The sequence below is a fragment of the Brevundimonas diminuta genome (assembly GCF_022654015.1).
Taxonomy (GTDB): domain Bacteria; phylum Pseudomonadota; class Alphaproteobacteria; order Caulobacterales; family Caulobacteraceae; genus Brevundimonas; species Brevundimonas diminuta_C.
In genome coordinates, this window is sequence record NZ_CP073063.1 from 2,064,946 (window position 1) to 2,090,458 (window position 25,513).

22 protein-coding genes are annotated in these 25,513 nt (G+C 60.8%); 17 read left to right on the forward strand and 5 right to left on the reverse strand.

Features of this window, described 5'->3' with window-relative positions:
* Nucleotides 1-196: 196 nt before the first annotated feature.
* Genes KAK88_RS10250 through KAK88_RS10260 form a run of 3 tightly spaced genes read right to left on the reverse strand, consistent with a single transcriptional unit; the run spans nt 197 to nt 1,508 of the window.
* The gene (locus KAK88_RS10250; RefSeq protein ID WP_161639191.1) at nt 197-1,012 is read right to left on the reverse strand and encodes a hypothetical protein; all 816 of its coding nucleotides are present in this window, start codon (nt 1,010-1,012) and stop codon (nt 197-199) included.
* A 53-nt stretch (nt 1,013-1,065) separates the two neighbouring features.
* A complete protein-coding gene (locus KAK88_RS10255; RefSeq protein WP_161639192.1) occupies nt 1,066-1,227 on the reverse strand; it encodes a hypothetical protein in 162 nt (53 codons plus the stop codon).
* A complete protein-coding gene (locus tag KAK88_RS10260) occupies nt 1,227-1,508 on the reverse strand; it encodes a spike base protein, RCAP_Rcc01079 family (protein ID WP_161639193.1) in 282 nt (93 codons plus the stop codon). Before KAK88_RS10260 ends, KAK88_RS10255 begins: the two co-directional genes overlap by 1 nt.
* 63 nt (nt 1,509-1,571) lie before the next feature.
* On the opposite strand from KAK88_RS10260, the gene KAK88_RS10265 reads away from it, so the two are divergent.
* The 7 genes from KAK88_RS10265 to KAK88_RS10295 all read left to right on the forward strand — a co-directional run bounded on the left by KAK88_RS10265 (nt 1,572) and on the right by KAK88_RS10295 (nt 11,257).
* A complete protein-coding gene (locus tag KAK88_RS10265; protein WP_242076570.1) occupies nt 1,572-3,989 on the forward strand; it encodes a DNA-directed RNA polymerase in 2,418 nt (805 codons plus the stop codon).
* Nucleotides 3,990-4,314: 325 nt separating this feature from the next.
* A complete protein-coding gene (locus KAK88_RS10270; RefSeq protein WP_242076571.1) occupies nt 4,315-4,530 on the forward strand; it encodes a hypothetical protein in 216 nt (71 codons plus the stop codon).
* Nucleotides 4,531-4,862: 332 nt separating this feature from the next.
* Nucleotides 4,863-6,371 (forward strand): portal protein, encoded by a 1,509-nt coding sequence (locus KAK88_RS10275; protein ID WP_242076572.1) that lies wholly within the window; start codon nt 4,863-4,865, stop codon nt 6,369-6,371.
* A gap of 8 nt (nt 6,372-6,379) precedes the next feature.
* The gene (locus KAK88_RS10280; protein ID WP_242076573.1) at nt 6,380-7,195 is read left to right on the forward strand and encodes a capsid assembly protein; all 816 of its coding nucleotides are present in this window, start codon (nt 6,380-6,382) and stop codon (nt 7,193-7,195) included.
* Nucleotides 7,196-7,439: 244 nt separating this feature from the next.
* Nucleotides 7,440-8,393 (forward strand): phage capsid protein, encoded by a 954-nt coding sequence (locus KAK88_RS10285; protein ID WP_242076574.1) that lies wholly within the window; start codon nt 7,440-7,442, stop codon nt 8,391-8,393.
* 66 nt (nt 8,394-8,459) lie between these two features.
* Entirely contained in the window at nt 8,460-9,068 is a 609-nt protein-coding gene (locus KAK88_RS10290; RefSeq protein WP_242076575.1) for a hypothetical protein, read from the forward strand.
* Nucleotides 9,065-11,257, forward strand: a complete 2,193-nt coding sequence (locus tag KAK88_RS10295; protein WP_242076576.1) for a hypothetical protein — start codon at nt 9,065-9,067, stop codon at nt 11,255-11,257. The genes KAK88_RS10290 and KAK88_RS10295 overlap by 4 nt, the downstream gene beginning before the upstream one ends.
* Here the strand turns inward: KAK88_RS10295 and KAK88_RS10300 are convergent.
* Together KAK88_RS10300 and KAK88_RS10305 are read right to left on the reverse strand one after the other, a co-directional pair.
* Entirely contained in the window at nt 11,254-11,703 is a 450-nt protein-coding gene (locus tag KAK88_RS10300; RefSeq protein WP_242076577.1) for a surface-adhesin E family protein, read from the reverse strand. The genes KAK88_RS10295 and KAK88_RS10300 overlap by 4 nt on opposite strands.
* Before the next feature lie 121 nt (nt 11,704-11,824).
* Nucleotides 11,825-12,277 (reverse strand): surface-adhesin E family protein, encoded by a 453-nt coding sequence (locus tag KAK88_RS10305; RefSeq protein ID WP_161639197.1) that lies wholly within the window; start codon nt 12,275-12,277, stop codon nt 11,825-11,827.
* A 49-nt stretch (nt 12,278-12,326) separates the two neighbouring features.
* Between KAK88_RS10305 and KAK88_RS10310 the strand changes: the two genes are divergently transcribed.
* From KAK88_RS10310 to KAK88_RS10355, 10 genes are all read left to right on the forward strand, one after another.
* Nucleotides 12,327-12,842: a hypothetical protein gene (locus KAK88_RS10310; RefSeq protein ID WP_161639198.1), complete on the forward strand. Its 516-nt coding sequence runs from the start codon at nt 12,327-12,329 to the stop codon at nt 12,840-12,842.
* A 52-nt stretch (nt 12,843-12,894) separates the two neighbouring features.
* Nucleotides 12,895-13,317, forward strand: coding sequence for a virion core protein, T7 gp14 family (locus tag KAK88_RS16155; protein WP_431307216.1), 423 nt, complete (start codon nt 12,895-12,897; stop codon nt 13,315-13,317).
* On the forward strand, nt 13,317-15,524 hold the full coding sequence (locus tag KAK88_RS10320; protein ID WP_242076579.1) for a M23 family metallopeptidase: 2,208 nt from the start codon (nt 13,317-13,319) through the stop codon (nt 15,522-15,524). Before KAK88_RS16155 ends, KAK88_RS10320 begins: the two co-directional genes overlap by 1 nt.
* Before the next feature lie 90 nt (nt 15,525-15,614).
* Entirely contained in the window at nt 15,615-19,457 is a 3,843-nt protein-coding gene (locus tag KAK88_RS10325) for a hypothetical protein (protein WP_242076580.1), read from the forward strand.
* Nucleotides 19,458-19,527: 70 nt separating this feature from the next.
* Nucleotides 19,528-21,732: a phage tail fiber protein gene (locus KAK88_RS10330; RefSeq protein WP_242076581.1), complete on the forward strand. Its 2,205-nt coding sequence runs from the start codon at nt 19,528-19,530 to the stop codon at nt 21,730-21,732.
* A gap of 65 nt (nt 21,733-21,797) precedes the next feature.
* Entirely contained in the window at nt 21,798-22,004 is a 207-nt protein-coding gene (locus KAK88_RS10335; protein ID WP_242076582.1) for a hypothetical protein, read from the forward strand.
* 5 nt (nt 22,005-22,009) lie between these two features.
* Nucleotides 22,010-24,490, forward strand: a complete 2,481-nt coding sequence (locus tag KAK88_RS10340; protein ID WP_242076583.1) for a tail fiber domain-containing protein — start codon at nt 22,010-22,012, stop codon at nt 24,488-24,490.
* Nucleotides 24,487-24,939, forward strand: a complete 453-nt coding sequence (locus KAK88_RS10345) for a hypothetical protein (protein ID WP_242076584.1) — start codon at nt 24,487-24,489, stop codon at nt 24,937-24,939. Before KAK88_RS10340 ends, KAK88_RS10345 begins: the two co-directional genes overlap by 4 nt.
* Before the next feature lie 26 nt (nt 24,940-24,965).
* On the forward strand, nt 24,966-25,196 hold the full coding sequence (locus KAK88_RS10350) for a hypothetical protein (RefSeq protein WP_242076585.1): 231 nt from the start codon (nt 24,966-24,968) through the stop codon (nt 25,194-25,196).
* Nucleotides 25,193-25,468, forward strand: a complete 276-nt coding sequence (locus KAK88_RS10355; RefSeq protein WP_242076586.1) for a hypothetical protein — start codon at nt 25,193-25,195, stop codon at nt 25,466-25,468. The genes KAK88_RS10350 and KAK88_RS10355 overlap by 4 nt, the downstream gene beginning before the upstream one ends.
* Nucleotides 25,469-25,513: the final 45 nt, after the last annotated feature.

Genomic DNA, 25,513 nt, shown 5'->3' on the forward strand with positions numbered 1-25,513 from the left:
CTGGCGCAGATGATAATGCTGAAGCTGTGAAGTGGTTCGACGGCGCCGACCTTTGTCGGCGGATGGCTGGGGAACTAGGATTTCCAGATTTTGCCCGAAACACCTTTAAAAACAACGCCCGAACCGAAGTTGAGAGACGAAGTTTGTAGTGACCTTGTAGCGGTTTTGATGGGGTGCGCAAGCAGTTCCCGGCCACTCAATGCCGGTCAGACCTATCCGGTGGATCGGCTATCCCCATTACCTGCATAAAGCGAAGGTCGTCTAACTCGCGCTTCGCTTGCTGTGCACTGCGTCCAAACTTGAGCGCATCATCGAAGCTGAAGTTGCTGCCCGCCGCCATTTGCTGACGAACGTTCCAGAGATCGTACAGCAGGCTTTTCAAGATCGGTGGGATCACGCCTAACTTGTAAAGCTGGGTAACGGAGACGAGCACTATCGGCGATGATACCGCGCACGATTCAGCAAGCAGGCTGAGGCTCTTTTCGAGGTCGGTCCACGCCCAAAGCACTGCGGATGGTGGATGGATTTTCGCCAGCGTTTCCAGTTCGTCGTGCCCTATGCCAAAGTCCTGATTGAGCCTCGATATCTCCCGCTGGCGCCTCCTCGCTTCCCTAGCGCTGGAATCTCGGTCGACTGGGATCGACCTCTCGACGACGTTAGGCTCAGCGGGTTCGCTTTGCGCATTATCCGAAGATGCGTTGTCAGTGGGTGGCACATCCTGCGGATCAAGTTGGGGGACGCCATCGCCCTCTATGCCTGCGGCGATAGCCTTCTTTTCGAGGTCATCCATGTTGACCTTCACGCCCATGCCTTCAGCCGCACGGACACGTTTCAAAAGGTCGCTGATCGGCGCGTGAAATTTCTTCAGGCCATAACCAATCAACACCGGCCAAACGATCACGGCCAGCAAAGCGGTGATCGCGACGATCAGCGCAGTTACCTCGGTCAGTAGCGACGGGTCGGGCATGTCCGGCGTCGGCGGCACATTGGTGATGGTGGTAACGTCTGGCATGGCTGAACTCCCCGCCGTCTCATGGCACGGGAAAGCCCATCAACCAACGGTGTTTAAGCCGTCACGTAGACCATCTCACCCATGTAGGTGACGTAGTCGGCTCCGCCGTTCGTAGTCACCCATTGCTTGCCAGCAGGCGGGTGCGGTTGTTCCGCAAAATCAGCACGTGGCTTCACGCCCCAGCCGAACCCAAAGCCGAACTCGATCTCCAACATCAGTCTAGAAAACCGACGATCCCGCTGGCGGTCGATGCGGGTAGAACACGGCGTGTCAGGACTGGGACAGTCTCCCCGGCCAGCACCGCGAGGGTGATGGTCTGACCGTCTTCATTCTTCGCAGGAAGAAAGACGAGGTTGCCCGCGCCATTGCAGCGCACCGCCTTAACATACTCGGGCAGATCGGCGTTGGCCGGGGTGATGTTGATGGCGCGTCCAGCGGGCGTGTTGAGCTTGGCGAACTGCCCCGCGTAGGGGTCTTTCTTGGGATCATAAGGCATAGAGCTATTTAGCGTCGGCGCGTGACAAGCCAGTCGTCCCCTCCTCATCCTGCTAAATAATGGATGAAGAGTGAGACATTCAGAGACCGCCTCCAACGTCAGATCGCGTTGGAACAGGAAAGCCGCGCCCTCGGCGCCGAACGCTACCGCAGCAGCCGCCCTATGCCGTGGCGCAATGATCCCAGCGCCGCCGATGAGGAGGCCGATCTGCCGCCCGGCCGTCAGCTTCTACGCCTCGCTCTCAAACCAACGGCGGACGCGATCCGAGAATTCACCGACCGCGTGAATCATGGCGGCGGCGCCCGAACTCCGGAGTCCTCCCACATCCTCAACGAACTGGGCGCTGAAGAAGCCGCCTACCTGATCGGCCGTGTGGTCCTCAGTGCGACCGTCGAACAGAAGAAGCTCACCGCTACCGCCATCGCAGTAGCGGACGCGCTCATCGAACATATTCAGATGGCGCGGCTCACGAAGGTGAACCGTCATGCCGCAAAAGGTGTGCTGCGCAATCAGCAGACCGGCGTTCGCAGCAGCAAGAAGCGCCGCGCGATCCAGCACATCTTCGAAAGATTGGGCGTGGATCGGACCTTCCCGCTCGCCACCCGCATTCGCACCGGCGTCAAAGCCATCGAACTCTTCTGTGACGCCACCGGCCTGTTCGTCATCGAGAGCCGGGGCCTTCAAACCAAATATGTCCGCCCGACTGAGGCGGTCCACCAATGGCTAGAGCAGCAGCACGCCCGGTGCGAACTGCTCGAACCGATCAACCTTCCGATGATCATGCCGCCGCGCCGTTGGACCAGTCCGTTCAAAGGCGGATACGTGACGCGCACGCCCGGCACTAGGCTCGTGAAACAGTCCAACGCCGCATACCACGAAGACCTCCGTCACCAGATGATGAACGCCGTCTATGACGCGGTGAACTCGATCCAAGAGACGGCGTGGCGGATCAACACCCCAATCCTGAACATCATCCGCGAAATCTGGGATGGCGGAGGGGTGCTGGGCGGTCTTCCCGCTCGTGAACCGGAGACCCTGCCCGGTCGTCCTGACGATTACGATATCAACGAGGAAGCGAAAAAGCGCTGGAAGCGTGACGCCGCTGATGTTCACGACCGAAACTCAAAGCTGGTGAGCGCCCGTCTGGCGATGAGCCAAAGGTTATGGGTTGGAGCGAAGTTCGCATCAGAAGAGGCGATCTACTTCCCTCACAGCCTCGACTTCCGGGGCCGCGTCTATCCCCTCGCAACAGGCGGGCCGCATCCGCAGGGCGATGATGTCGCCAAAGCTCTTCTGACATTCGCAGAGGGCCATCCGATCACCGACGCGGGCGCCCACTGGCTGGCCGTCCACCTCGCCGGTCTGTTCGGCCACGACAAGATCAGCTTCGAAGAGCGCGTCGATTGGGTGTTCGCCAATGAGGCGGCGATCCTAGATAGCGCCGCCGATCCGCTCGACGGTCAGCGTTTCTGGGCCACGGCCGACAGCCCGTTCATGGCGCTTGCCGCGTGCATGGAATGGGCGGGATACGTCCGTGAAGGCGCCGACTTCATCAGCCATCTGCCGGTCGCACTGGATGGATCGAACTCCGGCCTTCAGCATTTCAGCGCCCTGCTCCGCGACCCCATCGGCGCCGCAGCCGTAAACCTCGAACCTTCCGACCGGCCCAGAGATATCTACGCGGATGTCGCCGCCCTTGTGCAGGCGCAGGTTGACCAGTCCTCTGATCCAATCGCGGCCATCTGGCGCGGCAAGGTCAACCGCAAGACGGCCAAACGTCCGGTCATGACCTACGTCTACAGCGCGACGCGCTACGGCTTCCACGACATGATCTTCCAGACGCTTCGCGAACTGGACGCTGAAGGCCCTTATCTCGACGGCGACAACTACGCCGCCTCACTCTTTCTCAGCGGCGCGATGTGGGAAGGCCTGCAAAACACCGTAGTAGCCGCGTCGAGCGCAATGGACTGGCTCCGCAGCGTGTCGCGGATCGTCACCTCCGCTGGCCTTCCTCTGCGTTGGACCACACCCACCGGCCTGCCCGTCCTTCAGAGCTACTACAGCCGCAAATCCGGGTCGGTGAATGTCACCCACAAGGGCAAGGTCTTCAGACTTCAGGTGAAGAACGAGACTAAACGCCTCGACAGCCGCCGTCAGGCCAACGGCATCAGCCCAAACTTCATCCACGCGATGGACGCCAGCCACCTCATGAGTGTGGCGAACCGCTGCCACGATAACGGCATCAGGGCGCTCGCCGTCGTCCATGACAGTTTCGCGGTCCATGCCGCCCGTGCCTTCGAACTCGGCACAATCCTGCGGGAGACCTTCGTCGATCTCTATCAGACGAACTGGCTTGAGGTGCTTCGTGACGAGATCGCCGAACAACTTCCCCCGGAGATCGCCGTGACCCTGCCCCCGGTCCCCGCGCTGGGAAGCTTCGACATCAACCGCGTCCTCTCCTCCCAATATCTCTTCGCCTAGATCGCTGCATCAAGCCCAATATTCCCGTTACGCACCTATTGAATATGTTTCCTATCTCTCTCATTCGCGGCTCCGTCCGCCAGCGCAGTCGGGTCAGCGTCCTTCGCGAACCGGCTTTCGCTCAACTCGCACGTCTTCAAGACGTGGACCCCGCTGACCAGATCAGCGCGGTCTTTCTCGCTGCCACCGTTATGGCTGAAGCCGTAGGCCTAGACCCCTATGAGGAAGTCTCCCGTTCGAAACGAATGATGGCTGACGCTGAGGCCCCCCACACAGTCCATGTGCAGGCGATCCGCGATTACGCCGTGAATGAGTTGAGGCGCGCATGAGCCGCCATCAGCCAGTCGCGCACGGCGCGAGGGACCGCTTTCCCACCAACGTCCCGGACCTTCTGAAGCACCTCGACACACTGTGTCCTGAGCCGTCAGTTCGCCCCGACCAACCCATCGAAAAAATCATGTTCGAGGCCGGACGCCGCGACCTCGTGCATCAACTGCGTCGAGAGTTTGAACGGTCAGTCCAGCGCCCCGACTCCATCTGAGGAGACGCGCTATCTGTATCGTCAGTAAACCCAAGGTCGTTCAGCCAACCGCTGCGACCGACAAAGACCCAGCGATCCTTCGCAACCCGTGGCTTGATGGCCTCGACCCGATCATCCGCGCCCGTCAGGGCGGCGTGAAATCGCTGACGATCCGTCGCGGCGCCGGGACTGCGAACGTCACCCCGACCGATCCCCTCGCGCCGGTCAATCCGCCCGCAGGCGGAGCATCGACCACCTCTCGCGATGTCCAGCTTGGACAGTCGTTGAGCCGCCTCCCCGGCACGCTTGGGCTGGCCGGAAAAGCCCTCTCATTGAAAGCAAAACAATAACGCATGAAGACCGCAGCAGCGCGTTTCAGCGCGCTGTCTGTCGCTCGCACATCCGTTCTGGATAAGGCGCGCCAAGCCGCGCGCCTGACTATCCCCGGCCTCGTTCCAGAGGTGGGCCAGAACGAACACTACACCTCGACCCAACCCTATCAGAGCGTCGGCGCGAACGGTTTGAGATCGCTGGCCGCCCGCCTTCACTCCACCCTATTTCCGGTCTCGGTCCCCTTCTTCCGCTTGGAGTTGGATGCCTTTGCCGCAGCCAGTCTTCAGACCGACAAGGCCAAGACCGACGCCCTCCTTTCGCAGGTCAGTGAGTCGACCGCCGCACTCATGGAGGAGCGGAATGTCAGACCGATCATGGCGGAGGTGCTTCGCCAACTGATCGTTGCCGGAAACGTCGTCGTCTACTTCCCCCTCGACGGCATACCGAAGCTGTATCGGCTGGATCAGTTCGTCATCAAACGCGACGCCTACGGCCAGTGGGTCGATATCGTCGTGCAGGAGAAGGTCTATCCCTCGACCCTGTCGGACGAAATCCGCGCCCTGATCGGCGTGAAGATCGACCCGGACAAATCGGAACGGCAAGTCGATCTCTACACCGTCGTTGAAAAGCGCGACGGGACTGTCACCCACTGGCAGGAGATCGAAGGCAAGCGCCTCCCCGGCACCGAAGGCCGTGCGCCTGAAGACAAGTCGGGCTGGTTGGCGCCGCGCTGGCTCGCCGTTCCCGGTTCAGACTACGGACGCGGCCACGTCACCGAATACATGGGCGACCTGATGTCGCTCGAAGACCTCTATCAATCGACGGTTCAGATGGCGGCGCTCGCCAGCCGCACCATCTTCACGATTGATCCCAACTCGACCGCCGATCCGGCAGAGTTTGCAGCCGCAAGCTCGGGCGATGTCATCCTCGGTCGTGAAGAGGACTTCGGCACTCTCGGCCTGAACAAGAGCCAAGATTTTGGCTTCGTCGTCACCGTGGCGGACAAGACAGAAGACCGCGTCAATCGCGGCTTCCTCGTCCAGAACTTCCGCAACGCAGAGCGGGTCACGGCTGAAGAAATCCGCGCCTCGTCAGAGGAGTTGGAAAACACCTTGGGTGGCACGTTCAGCGTGCTGGCAAGCGAGCTTCAGAAGCCCATCGCGACCCGTTATCTCTATATCGCCGCGCAACAGCGTCGCATCCCGGATGTCCCCGACGCTATCAAGCCGAAGATACTCACCGGCCTTGCCGCACTGGGTCGCGCCGCTGAGGTGAACCGTCTGCGGAACTTCATCTCCGACGCCACTGCGATGCTGTCGAACCCGACCGTCGCGCAGGAATTCAACATCACCAATTTGCTGACCCGATTGGGCGTCGAACACGGCGTTCTTGGCTTGGACGCTCTTCTGAAATCGGATGAGCAAAAGGCGCAGGAACAGCAGCAAGCCATGATGGCGCAGGCCACCCAAGCGGCGGCTCCCGGCTTCATGGACGCGGCAATGAAAGCCGCAACAGACCAACCCTCTTAAGGATTTGAATGACAACAGAGACCCCGGCCATTGAGGCCGAAAATATCGATCTCCCGGCCAGCGCCCTCCCCGAGGGTGTGACGGCCGACGAATACCGCGCCAGCCTCGATAAGACCGAAGCGACTACCGAAACCGCCAAGGCCGCGCGCCCCGCGCACATTCCAGAAAAGTTTTGGGACGCCGACAAGGGCGAGATCAAAACCGATGATCTGGTCAAATCCTACGCCGAGTTGGAACAGAAGTTCTCCGGTGCGAAAAAGGACGACGACAAGCCGCTCGACCTCAAGATTGAGAAGGCGGATGGCGAGGCACAAGCGGAAGCAAATCCGATCACGACGGCTTTCGAAGCCTTCGCGCAGACCTACGCCGAAACGAATGGCGCGCCGGGTGAAGACGCCATCGCCAAGATCGAGAAACTTGGCGTCCCCAAGACCATCATTCAGACCTACATGGACGGCCTTGCCGCGCTGGGTCGTGAACAATCCGCGAGCATCTTTGCCGCAGCCGGTGATGAGCAGACGCTAGATGCCGCGATGGCATGGGGCGAGAACTGCCTCTCTGATGAAGACCGCGCAGCCTATAATGCGCTGGTCGATAATCCTGCCACTCAGCGCCAAGGCGTCGAATGGCTGGTCGGCCGGTTCAAAGCCGCGCAGCCAAATGAGGGCAACTTCGTGCAGGGCCAGAGCGGCGCCGCGACAGGTGACGTTTTCCGCTCTCGTGCGGAAATGATCAACGCCATGAAATCGGACAAGTATCAGACCGACACCGCCTATCAGCGCGAGGTCGCAGAGAAAGCCGAACGCTCGATTGCGAACTGGTAAAACCGGCTCGCATCCCGTGCCCCTAAGACCTAGCCCGCCGCGTCATCGTGACCGGACGGCCGGGCCGCTCTGATCCAGCGCAACGCGATCTGACCGTCCTTACGGGCGCCGGTGAAAGCCCGGCTCAACCCCTATCCCAAAATCCAACGGATCGATCCGGCTGCGATGAGGCCGGTAACTCGATAACCTCGCTCGCCAGCGGACTCCGAATGATCGGGAACTCAACCCTAATCAAAGGAGCCTAATGGCTAACTCTATCCCCTCGAATCCCGGCTTTAAGGCCGGTGGCGCAGCCGGTAACACCGCGCTGTTGCTCGAAATCTTTGGTGGCGAAATCCAAGCCGCCTACGAGCGCATGACGATCATGCGCGACAAGCACCGCATCTTCAAACTGGAGAACGGTAAGACCCTGCGCTTCCCGCGTGTTGGCCGTGCAACTGCCAGCTACCACACGCCGGGCACTGAAATCCTCGGCAAGCAGATCGACCACGATGAGATCGTTCTGTCGTCCGACGACAAGCTGATCTCGGACGTGTTCGTTGCCGACATCCACGAAATCCTGAACCACTTCGACGTTCGCGGCGAATACACCCGCCAACTGGCTGAAGCCCTTGCGGTCCAGTTCGACCAGAACGTCATGCGCGCCGTCATCAAAGCTGCTCGCACGAACGACCTTCTGGGCGGTCCGGTCGCCAAGCCGGTGCAAGTCGCCGGTCTCGATACCGACGTGACCAAGCTGTTCGCAGCCGTCTCGACCGCAAAGCAAACGCTGGATGAGAATTTCGTCCGCGTTGACCAAGTCCCCGTCTACGCCCTGTTCAAGACCGCCGCTTGGTATCTGATGGCGCAGTCGGACAAGAACCTGAACCGCGACTACAACGGTGGCGACGCTTCGATCCGCAATCACACGCTGACGACTATCGACGGTGTTCAGATTCTGAAATCGAACCTGTGCCCGTGGGTCAATGACTCGGCCAACTCCAATATCCCGACGCGCTACCGCCAGAACATGGCGACGACCGTTGGTGCTGTCTGGACTCCTGATGCGGTTGCGACCGCTGAAGTCCAAGCGATGTCGGTTCAAACCGAAGAGCAGATCAGCAAGCAAGGCACGCTGATCCTCGCTCGCCAGATGAGCGGCTCGGATACGTTCCGCGCCTCGAATGCGGTCGAACTGCGCACCGGCGCACCGGCCTAAGCCGACCAAAACGAAGGCCTCGATCTCCGGATCGGGGCCTTTTTTTCACTTCAACCAAGGAGGCCGATGTTCGCCACTCCAATCACCGAACTCGCGGCGGTCAACTCGATGCTGCTGGCAATCGGCCAGTCGCCGGTAAACGCCATCACCCCTCAGCTTCATGATCAGAATGTTGCGCTCGACACCCTCCGGAAGGTGGTCCGCGAAGTCTGCCAATGGGGCTTTCGGTTCAACACAGACGACGGCTACGTCCTCAACCCTACGATCGATGGCTTGGTCTTCATCCCGCTCGGCGCAATGGATGTCGATCCATCCGAGCCGCGCCAAGACCTGACGCCGCGCCAGCATCCCGATCATTCGGCGCAAGCGCTTTGGGACGCCGTCAACCACACATTTGAGATCGGCCAGCCGGTGCGCGTGAAGGTGAAGTGGAGCTTTGATTTTGAAGCCCTGCCGGAAGCCGCTCGCAGCTACGCCACCGCCGCCGCCTGCCGCCGTTTCCAAGCTCAAGTGGTTGGCGATCCCGCCATGAACCGGATGCTCGAAGCGGACGAGCAGCGCGCATGGATCGCACTCCTGCGCAGCCAGACCGCCGCCGCCGACATCAACGCATTCCGCGCCAGCGCAGAACTTGCCGCGAAGACAAACCGTCGCCGGGCTTGGAGGTCCATTTGAGCCTCCTCGTGCGCAGCATTCCCAGCCTTATCGGGGGTGTTTCGCAGCAGTCGGCTCAAGTTCGTTCGCCCGACCAGCTTGAAGCGCAGATCAACGGTTGGTCCAGCATCGCCAGAGGCCTGTCGAAGCGTGCTCCGACCGAGCATGTGAAGAAGTTGATGGGGACGACGCCGGGCAACGCCCACGTCCACACGATCAACCGCGACACCGCCGAGCAATACGTCGTCATCGTCGCGAACGGCACGATCAAGGTCTTCGATACCCAAACGGGCGCGGAGCGGGTCGTGAACGCACCGGGCGGCTGGGGCTACCTCGCCGGGATCACCGACTATCAAACCGAAATCTCAGCCGCGACCGTGGCCGACTACAGCTTCATCACGAACCGGACGAAGGTCTGCGGGATGGCTCCTCTGGGGGCGGATACGCAAGCCGATCTCGACTATCAAATCTGGCTCAGCCGTCGAAATGGCACGGACGCCAACGGGGTCGAGTTCGGCCCCGGCACCGCCTACCAGTATGAGCCGAACCCCGTCTTGGGATCGCTCACCGGCACGGTGCAGCGCTTCGACAAACTGCCCGAGACCGCGCCGGAAGGTGCGATCTATCGCATCCAAGGCAGCACCACTTCGAACAACTCGCCCTACTACGTGCGTCGCACACAGGGCGTCTGGGACGAATGCGTGAAGCCGGGTCTCGTGAATGCGATCAACCCGCTCACCATGCCCCACGCTCTGATCTCAGAGGCCGATGGGACATTCACCTTCGCACCGTTCTCTTGGGCGCCGCGCCGGGTAGGTGACGAATCGATCAACCCGAACCCCGGCTTCATCGGTCGCACGATCCGCAAGGTGTTCTTCTTCCAAAACCGCCTTGCGCTGATCTACGACGAGAACACCGCGATGAGTGTGGTGGGCGAGTTCGGCAATTTCTGGCGAATGTCGCAGCAGGACTATCTTGAGAGCGACGTGATCGACATCAGCGCAACCTCCACAAGGGTTTCGCTGCTGAAGGATGCGGTGACTTTCAATGACGGCATCCTGCTCACCAGCGATCAAACCCAGTTCAGCCTCAGCTTTGGCGAACTCGGCGTCACGGCCTCTTCGCTCGCGATCCGGCCGACCACAAACTACACCGTCAACACCCGTGCGGGCCTCGCACCCCTCGGCTCTGAAATCTACTTCAGCGTCGATGGTGCGGAGTTCGCAACGATCCGCGAATATACGCGTCTGGCGGGATCAGACGCCACGACGGCCGGAGACATCACCGGCCACGTCGATAGCTACATCCCGGCCGGTGTCAGCCAGATCGTTCCGGCTGACGACTTGTCGGCGCTCTTCGTCCTCACGGATGGCGCACCCCACAAAGTGTTCGTTCACCAGTTCCACTGGACCTCAGCGGACGAGAAAGCACAGGTGGCTTGGCATGAGTGGTCCCTCGGTGAAGGCGTTCGGATCGTCTCTTCGGCGTATCTGCGAGGCGTCCTACATCTGGTGATCCAGCGGGCTGACGGCCTGTTCCTTGAACGGCTGAACCTGAAGGCGGGTGCGAAATCTTCGGCGACAGAAAATCAGATCCATTTGGATCGTCAGACGGTCGTGACCGGCGTCTATTCGAGCGTCGCTGATCGCACCGAGTTCACCCTCCCCTACGTCCCGGATCGCCCGTCTTTCCGCCTAGTGCGAGGAGATGGCTTCGGCGGCCAGCGCGAGACCCTGATCGATCCCAGCCAATATGTCTGGATCGATACGAACGTCGTCGCCGTACCGGGCCAGCACCAGCAGGCTGCGATCGTGGCTGGCGCGAACTATTCGTTCGAGTTCCAATTCTCGACCCAGTATGTGCGCAATCAGCGCAATGAGGCGATCACAACGGGGCGCACCCAGTTGCGCACCTTCTCGATCTCCTACGCGGACACGGCCTATTTCAAGACCATCGTCAGTCCTCACGGTCTCGATGCCACGGTCGAAGAGATCGTGCCCTCACGGCTGGCGGAGTTCACCGGCAAGGTGCTTGGGGCGTCCAGCCTGAAGCTAAACCAGCCCGCCTATCACACGGGCACCTATCGGTTTCAGGTGTGGGGTCAGAACACGACGGCGATCATCAGGATCGTCAATGACACCCACGTCGCATCGACATTCGTCACTGCGGAATGGGAGGCGCAGTATCACAACCGCTCGCGGTCGTCCTAATCGGCGGACTCAACGTATAGTCGATACCCGCGAACCAGATCGCGAATAGCCGAACTCGGGTCGGGGTCATGATAGTTCTCGATGTCACAAACGGCATCGAGAGCCATCTTGCCGGGGCTTTCGGGGACTGCTGCAAGCGTGCGTTGGCGCTGATCGTTCGAAGTCGTTACCTGACCTTCGATATCATAGGCCACGAAACTAGTGACCGTGGTCATCTCGCGCGCGCAGTCGAACTCCCAACGTTCCAGCGAATAATCCGACCCGAGATTCTTATCAGGATAGATGAATGCCACCCAAGCGAGCTTGCGCCCCGCAACTTGCTTGATCGAGGCCGCATCGAACGCGAAGGCGACTTCTTTGTTCGCATATAATAGCGACCATTCCGCTGCATTTGCCGTCCCGGCAATCAACGAAAGCGCCAGCACGGCGCAACCCACAAGCTTCATTCCAGCCCCCATCCTGATCGCTCTATACCAGCGATCCCCGAAAGCATGAGCATTTTTCACAACCTCGCCGACACGTCAGCCGAGCCAGATTGCAGGCGAAGTATCATAACCGCGCGCGGTCTTATTCGTCGTCTTGTCCTTGCCAGTAGGTGACGGCGGTTTGATAGACCAAATAGGGTGTTTCAACTTGCACATCACTAAAGCTGTTTAGGCAAACCGCGTTTAGGGCTGCTTGCCCGGCAGTATCGGGGATAACTGGTTCAAAGCTTCGCAAGCTCTGATCAGAACCAATTGAATTCCCCTCTTTGTCATAACCGGTGGCGTTACGAGTACGAGTTGCCTCCGCATCGCAATCGAACTCGATTCGCGCGACGAGGTAGTCAGCTTGGCCGGGTGATACATTGCGGTAAGCGTATGTCATCCACGCCAGCTTGCGACCGTCCACCTCTCTGATGGACGCTGCATCGACAAAATAAAGCGTGTTGTTGCTCGTATAGAACCAACGCCAGTCACCTGCATCAGCCGTCCCGGCGATCACAGTTAGCGCAAGAGTAGCGCAACCTAGAAGCTTCATTCCATTCCCCCAACTTTGGTCGCCCTATAGCAGCGATCCTCCAAGAAGCATGATCATTTTTCACAACCTCGCCGACACGTCGGACGAGCAGACTTTGGCGTGGCTCGCGCATATCGCCGCCAACCTCAGACCCAGCGATTGGGATGAGATGCGGGCGACCAATCCCCTCCTCACTCTAGGCGATCCCGATCCTCTCGTGCTGCTGACCGCATCCCTGATGATGTCTCGGTTCGCATGGGTGATATGCCGGGATGGGGAGCCGTTCTGCATCTTCGGCGCGGCCCCGGATGATAAAAACGACGGCATCATCTGGATGCTGGGAACGCCGGGGATGGAAAGCCGCACCGCCCGATATGCGGTCGCCCGTCACACACAATCCTACGTAGCCGATCTGCTCGAAGAATGGCCGCGTCTCTACAACTACATCGACGCCCGAAACAGTCAGAGCCTCCAATGGCTCCTGTGGTCGGGCTTTCAGATCGAAGCCGTCGATCTGCACCACGGGCGCGAGCAGCGCCCCTTCTACCTTTTCAGCATATCAAGGGAGGGACCATCCGATTTGTGACCCCATTACCGCGTCTGTAGCGCTCGCCGTCGTCGGCCAAGCCACCAGCGTCATCGGCGAGATTCAATCCGCCAAACACCAGCAGCGCGCCATTGATGCGCAGCTTGCGACGACCCAGAAAGAAATCAGAACCGCCCAGACTGCCGAACTGAATGAGCGCCAGCGCGTCGCCCGTCAGGAAGCCGCGCGCATCCGGGTCGCGGCCGGGCAGCAGGGGCTAAATATTGGTGGCAGCGTGGAAGCGATGCTGAACGACAGCCTCATGCAAACGAACCTCGCCACCGAACGAACCAATCTGAACGCCGAAACGCAGGAGCGCGCCGCCATCGCGGAAGCCAACTCAATGCACTCACGCAATACCCGCCCGACGATCTTGGGCGCCGGGCTGCGGATCGCGACATCGGGAGCGCAGGCCTACTACGGCGGCAAGTCGCTTCAGATCGCCAAGGCTGATGCAGCGAAAGGGCCACGCTAATGGCAGATGATCTATCGAGATCGAACCAGCGCAGGAATGCGCAAGACCGCGTCACCGAGAACCGTGACGCCATAGCTCCGACCCGTCGTGAAACGCGCGTCGCGGATGCTCAGGTGCGCTCCGACATGCGCTCCGCCTATCGCGGTGACGGCGGCGCTGACCAGATCAACCGCTTCTTCAAGCAACTCGAACAGACGAACCAAGCCTACTGGGAAGCCGATATCGCGCAGACCCGCAAGACGGCTGAAGTCGAATACGCGGACGGGATGACCGACGCGACGGCTGGCCGTGAGATGGACCCGTTGCATCAGCAGGCAGTCGCCTATCAGCGCGCCTACCACAGCACCGTGGCGGCCAAGCGTCAGACGGAGTTCGAGACCGAAACGACGCAGGAAATGGACCGTATGATCAACAGCGGTTCGACGGTCGAAGAGATCGAAGCGTTCATGCAGGCAAGCACGCGCGAGTTCATCGCAGAGACCGCCGACACCTACGAGCTACCCGATGTGAAACGCCAAGTCGGTGAGCGTCTGATGCGCTGGTCGCAGGAGACGAACACCCGTGCCAGCGCCGTGCTCAAGGAAAAGACCGATAAGGAACTGATCGACAACACGGTCTCCAATGCGGTCGCGAGCCTCGCTCGTGGCGACGCCTTGAACCTCAGCGCTGAACGCACGCGTTTGACCGAAGCCGGGCTGAACGGAGAAGCCGTTCAAGAAGCGCTGGTGAATGGCATCGTCGCCTATTCGCAGGAGACCGGCGACACGTCCGTTCTGCAAAACCTGCTGGATGAGCGTGATCCGACTGATCCCGAAGTCGTCGCCTTCAAAAACACGATTGAGGGTCAGCCCCTTCCTCCGGTCGCGGCTCCTGCTGCACCTTCCGAGGCGCCCGCCCCGACCGCGACCCGCCAAAGCTATGCGGCGCCGGTCGCCAATATGGATCGCGTTACGTCCGGCATGGGCGCACGGCGTGCTCCCCTGCCCGGCGCTTCGACCAACCACGGTGGCGTCGATATCGCCATGCCGGTCGGAACCGCAGTTTCAGCCCCAGCGGATGGCGTCGTCGAAGTGGCTGGCGTCCGTGGCCGTGGCGGCAAAGAGCTAATCATTCGCCACGCTGACGGTTCGAAAACCGGCTTCGCTCACCTCGACCGCATCGGGGTGAAGGTCGGGGACACGGTCCGGCAAGGACAGAACGTCGCCGCTTCCGGAAACACCGGCAACAGCACCGGCCCTCACCTCCATTGGACCTACCGTGACGCCAAAGGCGAACGCCATGATCCCCGCACCATCGTGGGATCGGAGACAAAGGCGATGGCTGCGGACGAGACACCGGAAGGCGAAGTCAAACCGGCTGCGGAAATCGAACCGGCACGGCGCGAACGCGTCCCCGGCCGTTCGATCCTGACGCCTGCTCAACAGGTCCGCATCCTGAACGCCATCGACAGCATCGAGGGCGACAGCGAACGCAAAACCGAACAGGCTCGTCAGGCGGCCATGGACGAACTGACGATGGACCTATGGCGCCGCGCCAGCCGTGGCGAGGATGTCAGCGACACCATCGAACAGGCGGTGCGCCGTGGCGTCCTCACGCCGTCCGAAGGCATGACGACATCGAATGCATTCCGATCCCTCCGCGACAGCACCCTTGAGGGTGAAGCCAACGATGATGTCATCCTCAGCTATGGCGAGAAGTTCGCGGCTAACAATCCCAGCTACAGCAGCATCACCGCTCAACTGGATCGCGACTATCGTGCTGGTCGGCTCGGAACCGGCCGCGCCGCAACGCGGGCATACATCGACCTTCGCACCCGTGCGGCCAGTGGTGCGCGTGGGGATGCCAGCCGTGATCCGGCGCAAAACCAAATCGTCGGAAACGCCCGCAGCTATGTGAGCGGCGCCCTCCGCGCTCAGGTCACGCAAGCCAGCGGTGGCACGGCAGTTCAACCGCACATGTTGCGACTGGTGACGCAGGCGGAGAACGAGTTCGAACGTCGTCTCGCAAATGGGGAAGACCCCATGCAGGCGGCTGACGCCATCGTTCGGAACTACTCGAACTTCCTTCGCGGCGGCGGAGGACCGAACAGCGCCCCGGCCCCGGCTGGCACCGGCAACAGCCGCGCGCCCGGCGCCACGCAGACGAACGGCCAGCAGGCCGCCCAACTTCAATACATCCCCGGTCAGGGCCTCGTCCCTGTCAGATGAAAGGACTGAATGAGCATAACCGTTAGAGGGCCTGATGGGGCCGTCATCTCGTTTCCAGACGGAACCCCGAACAGCGTCATCGAACGCGAAATGGATCGCCACTACGGCCAAGCCGCTGAACAGCAGCGCGACCGCCGCGCCGCCGCCAGTGCGGTCGCCAATCCTCGGGAGAAGCGCTCAGTCGGCGAACGCTACATGGACGTGGCGTCTGACTTCTGGAACCGAAACTTCATCGCAGAAGGTTGGCGCGCCGGTCAGGATGATACGGCCGACTACATTGATGCATCAAAGCGAGGAAACAATCGTGAAGCCGCAGACATAGCCGGTCGCTTCACCCTCAATCCCGTGCGTCTTGTCTCGCGCCTTGCCGGTTCGGCGGGCGTGCTGACCGATATGACGAACAACACCGACAAGACGCGTCGGTCGTCAGATCGGGCGGTCGCCAACGAGCTTCAGCGTCGTCAGGAGTTCGAAGCCGACTCCCGCGCCGATCCCTTCTGGGAAGCTGACGGCGGTCTCGTAGGTAAATCTATGCATGGCGCAGCGGCGCTCTTGGGATCGGTCAGCGGCATCGCCCTCGATCCGACATCCTACATTTCTGGCGGGTCATCGATCTGGGCCAAGATGGGCGTGCAAGGCCTCGTGGCCGGTGCAACCGATCTGCTCGCTCAAGGCGATGCCACTTCGGCTGGCACGCAGGATCAGATCGACCTCAGCCAGACGGCGCTAAACATCGGCGCAGGAGCCGGGTTCACTGGATTGCTTGAAGGCGGCGGAGCGCTGGTCCGTAGGGTGGCAAAAGGCGAACCACGTCCATCGGCCGTCGAACTCGATCATGTCCTGCGCGACGAACTCGACATAAGCGACAGCATCAATCTACCCGTTCTCAGCATGGATGATTGGACTTTCCGTCCGACCCAGCAGGGTCCGGTTTCGTCGCTCCCCGCTCGTATCGACCAACCCCGTGCAAAGGGTCCGTCTCTCGACGATCTGGAAGCTGAAGCGGGTCGTGCCGAGGCCGGTGCGAAGGCCGATGCGGATGAACGTTGGAACGGTGTCGATTGGGGACTGGCCGGATCACCGGAGCGCGCGAAGGCCGCGATGGCTCACCTCGACAGTCTGAAGAAATTCGTGAAGCCGGATCAGGTTGATCGCTTCGTCAGGTGGCTCGGCAAGCAAGGTGACGAGATCGTCGATGGCGCGAGCCATTGGAATGCCGACGTGTTCGACTTCGACAAGCTCGTGAACGATCCTGACAGTTTTCAGGAACTGGCGAATGTCATGAGCGAGATTTTCAAGCCGCTCTATGACGCAGCCGGTGACGCGCCTCGCTCGTGGAAGTCGGTTCAGGAACGTCAGCAGACGTTCGGTCTAGCGACCTCGGATGTCGTGAAGGCTCACGCCGACATCACCTCCGAACATGGCGTTTCGGCCAAAATCCACGCGCTCGAAACTATCGCAGCGCAGCACGTCGATCACCTTGTGACGAAGGTGACGGAAGTTCGCGCCAAGATGGCTTCGGGAAAGGCGACTGCGGAGGACGTGGCCGACCTCGCCGCCCACCTCCAAGCGACGCAAATGTTTGATGCGATGGCTGGTGGAGCGAAATCGGAGATCGCCCGCGCCCTCAATATCATGAAGGCGACCAAGCAGCGCGCTCGCACCTTCAACGATCTGCAAACCAGCATTGATGGTCTGGCTGAAGCACTGGGCGGCGCTAAGACCGACGACATGGGCGCGGCCCTCGATGCACTGCTGAAAGCGAACAAGACCAAGGGAGCCAAGGGCTTCAAGGACGAAATCCGCAAGATCAACAAAATGGGGTTGTCCGACTACATCGGCTACTACGTCGTCATGGGCTACCTGACGACGCCCGCCACCGCCGTCCGCAACGCTATCGGCTCGGTCCTCCACGCCGGTCTCACGGTTGGGGAACGCTACGTCGCTGCCGGTGTCACCACGCCCCTTCGCCGCGCCTTCTCAGGCTCGCGCGGATCGGTCGAAGGCGTCACGTTCCGTGAGGCCAACGCCTATGTCGCGGGCATCTACCAGTCATTCTTCGACGCCAGCCGTGCGGGTTTCCAAGCCTTCAAGACAGCGGCGCCAGTTAGGGATGCAGAATCCAGCCTAGGCGATGCGGCGTTCAACCAACCCTTCGCGATCAATGCTGAACGCAAAGCCCGCTGGAAGAACAATCCGCTGACCTCCATCCCCGACATGGCGGGCGCGGCGGTCTTCTCAACCCTGCGCACGCTCGGCCACCGACCCTCTATTGCGGTGGATGAGTTTGCCAAAGCGATGACCCATCGCATGCAGTTGAACGCTCTGTCGGTGCGCGAGGCGTCCTATCGCTCGGCTCGTCTGAAGGGCGATGACGCAAAGAAGGAATTCACCCGCGTCATGGATGCCGTTGCGAACCGCCCGACTTCGGCCGCCGTCTATCGTGCGAAGCAGGTTTTCGAGTTGGCTGGCGAACAATACGACGCCGCCAAAAGCTACAGCACAGATCAGACCCTCTATCAGGCGGCTGACGTGCTGGCGGCTGTCGATCTTCACGGCATGGCGGATGACTACGCTCGCCTGATGACATTCCAAAACAGCGGGCCGGTGCTGAAGAAATGGGAGCAGGCGTTGGGCCAGCACCGTCTCTTCAGAGCGTTGTTCGTCCCGTTCCTCCGGACGCCGATCAACCTCGTTCGTGCTGGGATGTTTGACCGCAACCCGGTCCTGTTCGGCATGCTGAAGGGCAACCGAGAGAAGTTCGCCAACTACACGGCGGCGCTGCGTGGCCTCGACCAATCGCTCGAACGTGGTGGCGCCGAAGCCGACTTGGCGATGGCGCGGATGGTCACTGGGATCGGCTTCATGGCGACCGCTGGGCTTCTGTTCGCAAACGGCGATCTCGTCGGAAAGCGATCCGCAGCCGAAGAGGAAGACGGCGTGAAGTCCTATAGCATCCGCATCGGCGGGCGTTGGGTCGAATACTCGACGCTGTCGCCGGTGGCTGAAATGCTCGGCATGGTCGCCGACATGAGCCGCACCTTCCGCGATCACAACATCAATGATGGCGACGCGCTGGAAGGGATCGCGGGCGGCGTCCTGTCCGCCATCGTGAACAACATCGTCAACAAGGCAGCGCTGCAAGGCATCGGCGATTTCTGGGACATGATCGACCCCAGCTTCACGGCCGGGGATACTGACCGTGGTCAGCGGTTCGGCAAAGAGGTGTCGAAGAAGATCGCTAGCTCGGCCATCCCGGCTGTCGTTCGCAATCTCGCGCAATCGCAAGACCCGGTGATGCGTGAAGCGAATGGTCTCCTTGAGATGGTTCAGGCGAACATTCCGACGCTGTCGCAATCACTGCCTGAACGCAGAGATTGGCTGGGTCTGCCGATAATCCGTCAGGACAAGGACGGCGGTCTGCTTGAAGGCCTCATTCAACCTACGCGGATCAGCGAGAATGTTGAGGACGTAGTCAGGTTGGAGGTCTCGGCCCTGAGCACCATCGACCCTGAACTCCGCATGGCTCAACGCCCGGCTGCTCGCTTCAATGAGCAGGAGATCACGCCTCGCGAACACGCTTCGCTCCTAGAATATCAGGGGCAAGGTTGGCGTGATCCGATGTCAGGTCGAAACATGCATGAGGCCCTAGGCTTTCTCATCCAGTCGCCTGCCTATCGTGACATGGCGGACCCTCAACGGGCGCAGGAGATCAAGGATTTGGTGAGCCGGTATCGCCGTTTCGCGAATGCCTCCGTTAGATCGGGTGCGGTCCCCGCACTCCGCTCTATGGTCAACCGCACGGGCGGAGCGAAAGCCGAAGAAAGAGCGGCCCACGAGGGCTGGGATCAATGGCAGACGCAGGCAAACGCTCGTCGCTACGGCGTCAGCCAAGCTGATCTCGACGCCATGCAGAGCTTCACCGCTCAATAGAAACCTACGGGTGATCGCCCGGCCGCAACAGCGGTCGGGCGCTTCGCCATGCCCCACACAGAAAGGACGGATGCACAATACGAAATACCAATACGTCGTCGAAAACGGCCAACGCGAGTTCGACCTAGCGGTCAATTATCTGGATCGCAGCCACATCACAGTCACCGTCAACGGCGCCCGCGCCTATGTCGATTGGGTCAACGACAGTCGCTTCCGGCTCAGGAACACGGCGCCCGATGGAGCGGTCGTTCTGGTCCGTCGCCAGACACCGATCGATCAAGCGCTGGTCGAATTCCAAAATGGATCCAATCTCACAAAGGAAGAATTGAACCGGGCGGTCTGGCAACTGCTCTTCAGAATGCAGGAGCAGGATGACACCGTCACTTCCGCTCTGGATCAGGCTGTCATCCGCGTCGGCGAGAATCTCGGGATCAGCACCGACCCCACGCAAATCGTGAATGAACTCCTCTGGGCGAGCGAACTCGGCGACGATCTGCTGAACCGCTTTCGAGGCGCGCTCAGCGACATCGACCTTAACGCTGAACGGATTATCGACACGACACTCAGCCTCACCAATCAGGCCTTCCGTCTCGATAACCTGACGGCGGTCGTGGACGCGCTGGCGAACCTAGAAGATGGGTCTGGCCTCGCCACCATCATCCAGAACGAAGCCCAGCAGCGCACCGATGGTGACGCCGCCCTCGCCTCCACTCTCGCTCTGATCGGAGCCAAGAGCAGCGACAACACCGCCTTCATCCTCGATCTAAACAAGACCAAGGCCAGTCCAACCGAGACGATGGCCCAACGGTTCAACGCGATCTATGCGGCCAATGCGAACGCTCTCAGTCTGATCCAGACGGAGCAGAACGCCCGCGTCACTGCGCTGGAAGCCTTCACCCAAACGCTGGCGACACAAGCCAGCCGTATAGGCGCGAATGAAGCCGCTATCGCCAATGAGGTGACGACGCGCACCAATGCGATCTCCTCGGAGGCTGCGGCGCGCCAAGCTCTGTCGGCCAAGATCGCCAATGACATCGCAGCGGCGGTGCTCGTGGAGACGAATGCGCGAGCGGCGGCCGACCTTGCTGAAAGCCAAGCCCGCCAATCATTGGCGACGACCGTTGGTCAGAACACGTCCGCAATCCAGAATGAAGCTACGGCTCGCTCGACGCTGGCCGGGTCTATCGCTCAGCAATTCGCCGTCCTCGGTGCATTCCGAAATGGACAAGCTGCATTCGTTCTCGACCTAAACCGGGTGGAAGTCGGCGCGGGGTTCAGCCTCGGCACTCGCCTTAGCGGGATTGATGTCGCGGTCGGCAATGCGGCGGCGGCTGTCGTCGAAGAGCGAACCGCTCGGATCAACGGCGACAATGCCCTCTCGCAGAGCCTTCAGACAGTTCAGAACACCGTGGGCGGCAACACCGCTTCGATCACCCAACTGTTCCAAGTCACGAACGGGATCAACGCCCGTTGGACGATGTCGCTGAACTCGAACGGCCACATCACCGGCATCACCGCGAACAACAACGGCCAGTATGGGACGCTCGCTTTCGTCGCCGATGAGGTGAGCTATGTGGCTCCAAACGGCGGCACGCCGATCAAGGTGATGAGCGTCGTCGCGAACAAGGTCCGCTTCAACTCCAACGTCGAAATCTACGGCGATCTGCTCGTCACCGGCACGATCAACAACGCCAAGCTGACCGACAACACCGTCACCGGCGTCGAAGCCGGTTACAACCCGCAGACCGTTGGCCTGAACAACTCGACCCCGACCCGGATTCACGGCGTCTGGATCAACGTCGAGAAGGCGAAAAGCCCTATCGATATCGCCTTCAATTCTTGGGCGACCTTCACGCACAACGCGTCAGGCAGCTTCGTCGCGACCGTCCAACTCGTTCGCTCACGCGGCGGAGATGGCGGGACAGTCATCCAGTCGTTCAACATCACCGGCTCGGGCATGGCCAACGATACGTGGCAGGGCGCCGTCCCGGTCATGTATCTGGACCGGCCGAACGAGACCGGCAACTGGCACTACTACGTCCAAATTTTCTTCAACGTCGGCAACATGTCCACGCAATCCGTCACTGCCCGCTACGGCAAGGTGATCGAGATGAAGAACAACACCAGCAGCATCGGTGTCGGCACCGGCTCTGGCGCTGGCGTTGGAAGCGGTGGCGGCTCTGGCGGAGGTGGTGGAGGCGGCGGTGGAGGGGGTGATGGCGGCGGTGGCCTCTATCCGAACGACCCCGGCACTGACCAACCCGTCATAACCTGAGAAAGCGGCTTCGGCCGCTTCCACAACCACGAATAAATAAAGGTGAAACCCCGAAAGGAAGACCCATGTCCGAGACCCCAAACCCCATCGCCCAACTGCAAACCAATGAAGTCCAATTGCTTGCTGAACGGGCGAACCTCCATGACCAGTTGGAGCAAAACACCAACTCACTGAGCCAAGTTCGGGCCGCGCTACGCGGCGTTCAGATCGCCCAGCAGATCGCCCAAGCCGCAGCTACGGCGAACGCCGAAGCCAGCACGAAAGGTGAGTGATTTGAATGAGCGTGACTAACTCCGCGCTCGCTCAACAGATCGCCGACCTCATCCAGTCAACCGAAGCCCGAGACGCAAAGCTCCGGGGGTGGATTGGCGGCTCCGCTATAGGCGGGCCAAACAATGACGGTCGCTATCCACTGAGCGACGCCTTGGGGCAGGAACACCTTTTGCCCTCCCCGGCCCGCCTCACCGATATGGTGACGGGACCGGCTGCTGCGGCTGCGGTTGCACGAGACCAAGCCCTTGCGGCAAAGAGTGCGGTCGATCTCGCCGCAAACCAAACAGAGAACAATCGGGCCTTGTCGCAAGCCGCACGTGGCGCCGCCATCGACGCCCGCAATCTGGCCCAAGAGCACCGAAATCATGCAGGCACGCATGAGGCCAACGCCCGCTATTGGGCCGAACTCGCGCAGTCGAAAGGCGAAAGCACATCCGAAGATCGCGCCATCGTCGAACAGCTTGCGGGTGAAGTGGTGATCCACGCCGGTGAAGTCGCGCAGGACGCCTCGGATGCAGCAGCGTCAGCGGCGTTGGCCGCAACATTCGACCCGGCTCTCTATGACAAGAAATCCGACACGGTTTCGGCGTCCCGTCTTACCGGCGTGATCGACATCGCCCGCATTCCAGTTTTGCCTTCGCAGCTTCAGTTCGTATCGTCGGGCGGTCTCGCAAACCTGACGCCCGCCCAGCAGAATGACATCGGCCGGGGTTCAATCGTCACCACGACAGACGGCTTCCGCTACGTCTATTCCGGCTCCGGCTCGAAAACTGTGGCGTCGAGCTACACCGTGCTCGCAGACATCACCCCAGCGTGGGACTCGGTGTCGGACAAGCCGTCATTCTACCCGAGCAACATCGCCAGCGTCGCTGGCCTGCAATCGGCGCTCGACGGTCTGGCTCCGAAGTCCAACGCGTCCTTCAGCACGGCGATCAGCGTGAACGGCGAGGTCGGCGCACACAGCTACGCGTTCAACACCGGACTGCTCTATCCGGACGGCAATCACACCGTGATCAAGACGGGGGCGGCGGGAGCGGAGCGCTACTGGCGCTTCGATGCTGACGGCACGCTCTACGGCCTAAACGGCAACATTTACTCGAACTACAACATGCAGGCGATGGGAAGCCTTATCGTCGGGGCGTCCACGGCAGCAAACCGGGTCAACGTCGAGAAGGGCTGGCTCGAACTTCGGAATGAGGGCTACGGCCCCTACGTTGATTTCTCAACCGATGCGACGACGGACTTCCACGCGCGCGTCTCGGTCCCGAAAACGGACGGGCGCTTGTGGCTCTCACACGGCGGCGGCGGCAGCGTCATCGTCGGCCCGACCATCGAAGCCAACTCAAACAACGGCTCGCAGGCTGGTTCGGTCATTACCCATGCGGGGACCGAACAAGTGATGGCGAAGCAACTGACGTTCCCATCGGTAATGAACCCGCAGGACAACGGCGCGAATGCGCTGCTTGAAGTTCGAGGCGCGGGCGGCGGCTACGGCGCGTGGATGAAGTTCCACCGGCCGGGCGCTTGGGGGACATACTTCGGCATGTTCGAGAACGGCCGCTGGGGCTGGGGTGGCTGGTCCGATGGCGCCGTCATCAACGAGTTCTGGACCACCAAGAACTTCGATCCTCTCACACGTATGGAGCGATATAACGACGGCTGGATTCAGACCCGCGACGCCAACGACCGCTTCTATTTCGCGAGCAATGGCCGCTCTTACTACAAGTCGCAGGACGGCCACGAGTGGCGCAACAACGCGGACGTTTGGACTGTCCAGATCAACAACGGCGGTCGCATGTTTGTCCGAGAGGACATCGAGGCTGGCAACCGGTTGCAACTGCGCGGGGCTAACCCGACCATCGTCCTGCGGGACACCGACAACCGCTCGGGGATGATCCACGTCAACGCCAACCGGTTCTACGTGCTGCGCGGCTCCGGAACTGACTCCGAAGGCTGGGCGAGCACGGGCGGCGGCTGGCCTCTGGAAATCGATCTAGAGAACAACAACACCACGTTCGGCGCGAACATCTATTCGGGTATCGACCACTGGTTTCGAGTGCGTGGCTCAGGCAACGGCATCTACTGGGAGAACCACGGCGGTGGCTGGTTCATGGTCGATGCGTCGTGGATGCGAGCCTATCAGGACAAAAACATCGTCACAGGCGGTCAGGTCCAGATGGGGTCGTTCACCGTGACATCCGACCGACGCCTGAAGACGGACATCACTCCGATCCCGCTATCGCAGGCTTCGCAGATCATCGACGACACACGCGTCTACGAGTTCACCAAGAGCGGTCGTCGGATGTTCGGAATGATCGCGCAGGAGGCCCGCGAGGTCGCGCCGATCCTCGTCAGCGAGGGCGCCGATATTCACGAAGATGGCGACGCGATCCTGTCTCTGGATCAGACCGGCTACATTCCAATTCTGATCGCTGAGGTTCAGGCGCTACGCCAGCGGATCGCCCAGCTTGAGGAGGTCAGATGACCATACCTACTGGCGGCCCGTTCACCTCCGAACAAGTCCGGACGGAATGGCGCTTCACCGCTCCATTCACGTCATCGCAGGTGTCGTCGGCGGCCGGGCTGAACACCCCGTGGTCGAGCGATCAGCTACGCGGAAAATCCGCGCGAACGGTCAGTCTCGTGATCCAGTCATTCGAACAGGTCCGGACAAACTGGGGCCAATGGAACGAGCAGCAGTATGACCGGATCACCTTCGGCATCTCAGTCACTCCCTATCTCGCGCCGTCTTCCTACACGTGGGGCAACGATGTGTCCGGGACGGCATCGACCGCCGTATTCACAGGCTCAACCTACCAAACCCAAGGCTTCACCTACCAAAACACCGGCCAAGCATATTGCTCCGTTGTCGTCGGTGGGCGGGTCTACGAACTTACGCTCGACTTCCAATACACCGCTGGCGACGTGAGCTAACGCATCACCAACAACTGAAAGGGCCAATGGACCCAAACAACAATCAACCCAATCCCGATCCTACCCTCGTCCTCATTCTGGGACGGATCGAAGGCCAGCTAGGCACATACATCGACCTCATGAAGTCGATGCAGACGAAGCACGACAGCCTCGAAGATCGCGTGCGCAAGGTCGAAAACTCGAAGTCGTGGCTGCTCGGCGCCGCCGCCGTTCTCGGCGGAGTGGTCAGCTTCCTGATGAAGGTGTTTTTACCATGAGCCGCGCCACAGAATCCGAACTCGACAAGCTGCACGCGCAAGTCGCCGTGCTGATCGCGAACGAACTTGACCGCGCCGCCTACCGCGCCACGATGGCGCCCGGCGATGCCTCGCAGGCCGTCAGTCCGCAACTCATCTCCCAAGCTCTGAAATTCCTCTCCAACGCTGGCGTCACCGCGCCCGCCACGGCGAAACGAGCAGAAAATTTGGCGGCGAAACTCGCCGATCTCGACCTCGACCTAGAGTCGGTCACGGGCGTTCAGCCCAACTAACCCCCTACTCTGTCGCAGCCGTCCGTCCATCGGGCGGCTGCTGAC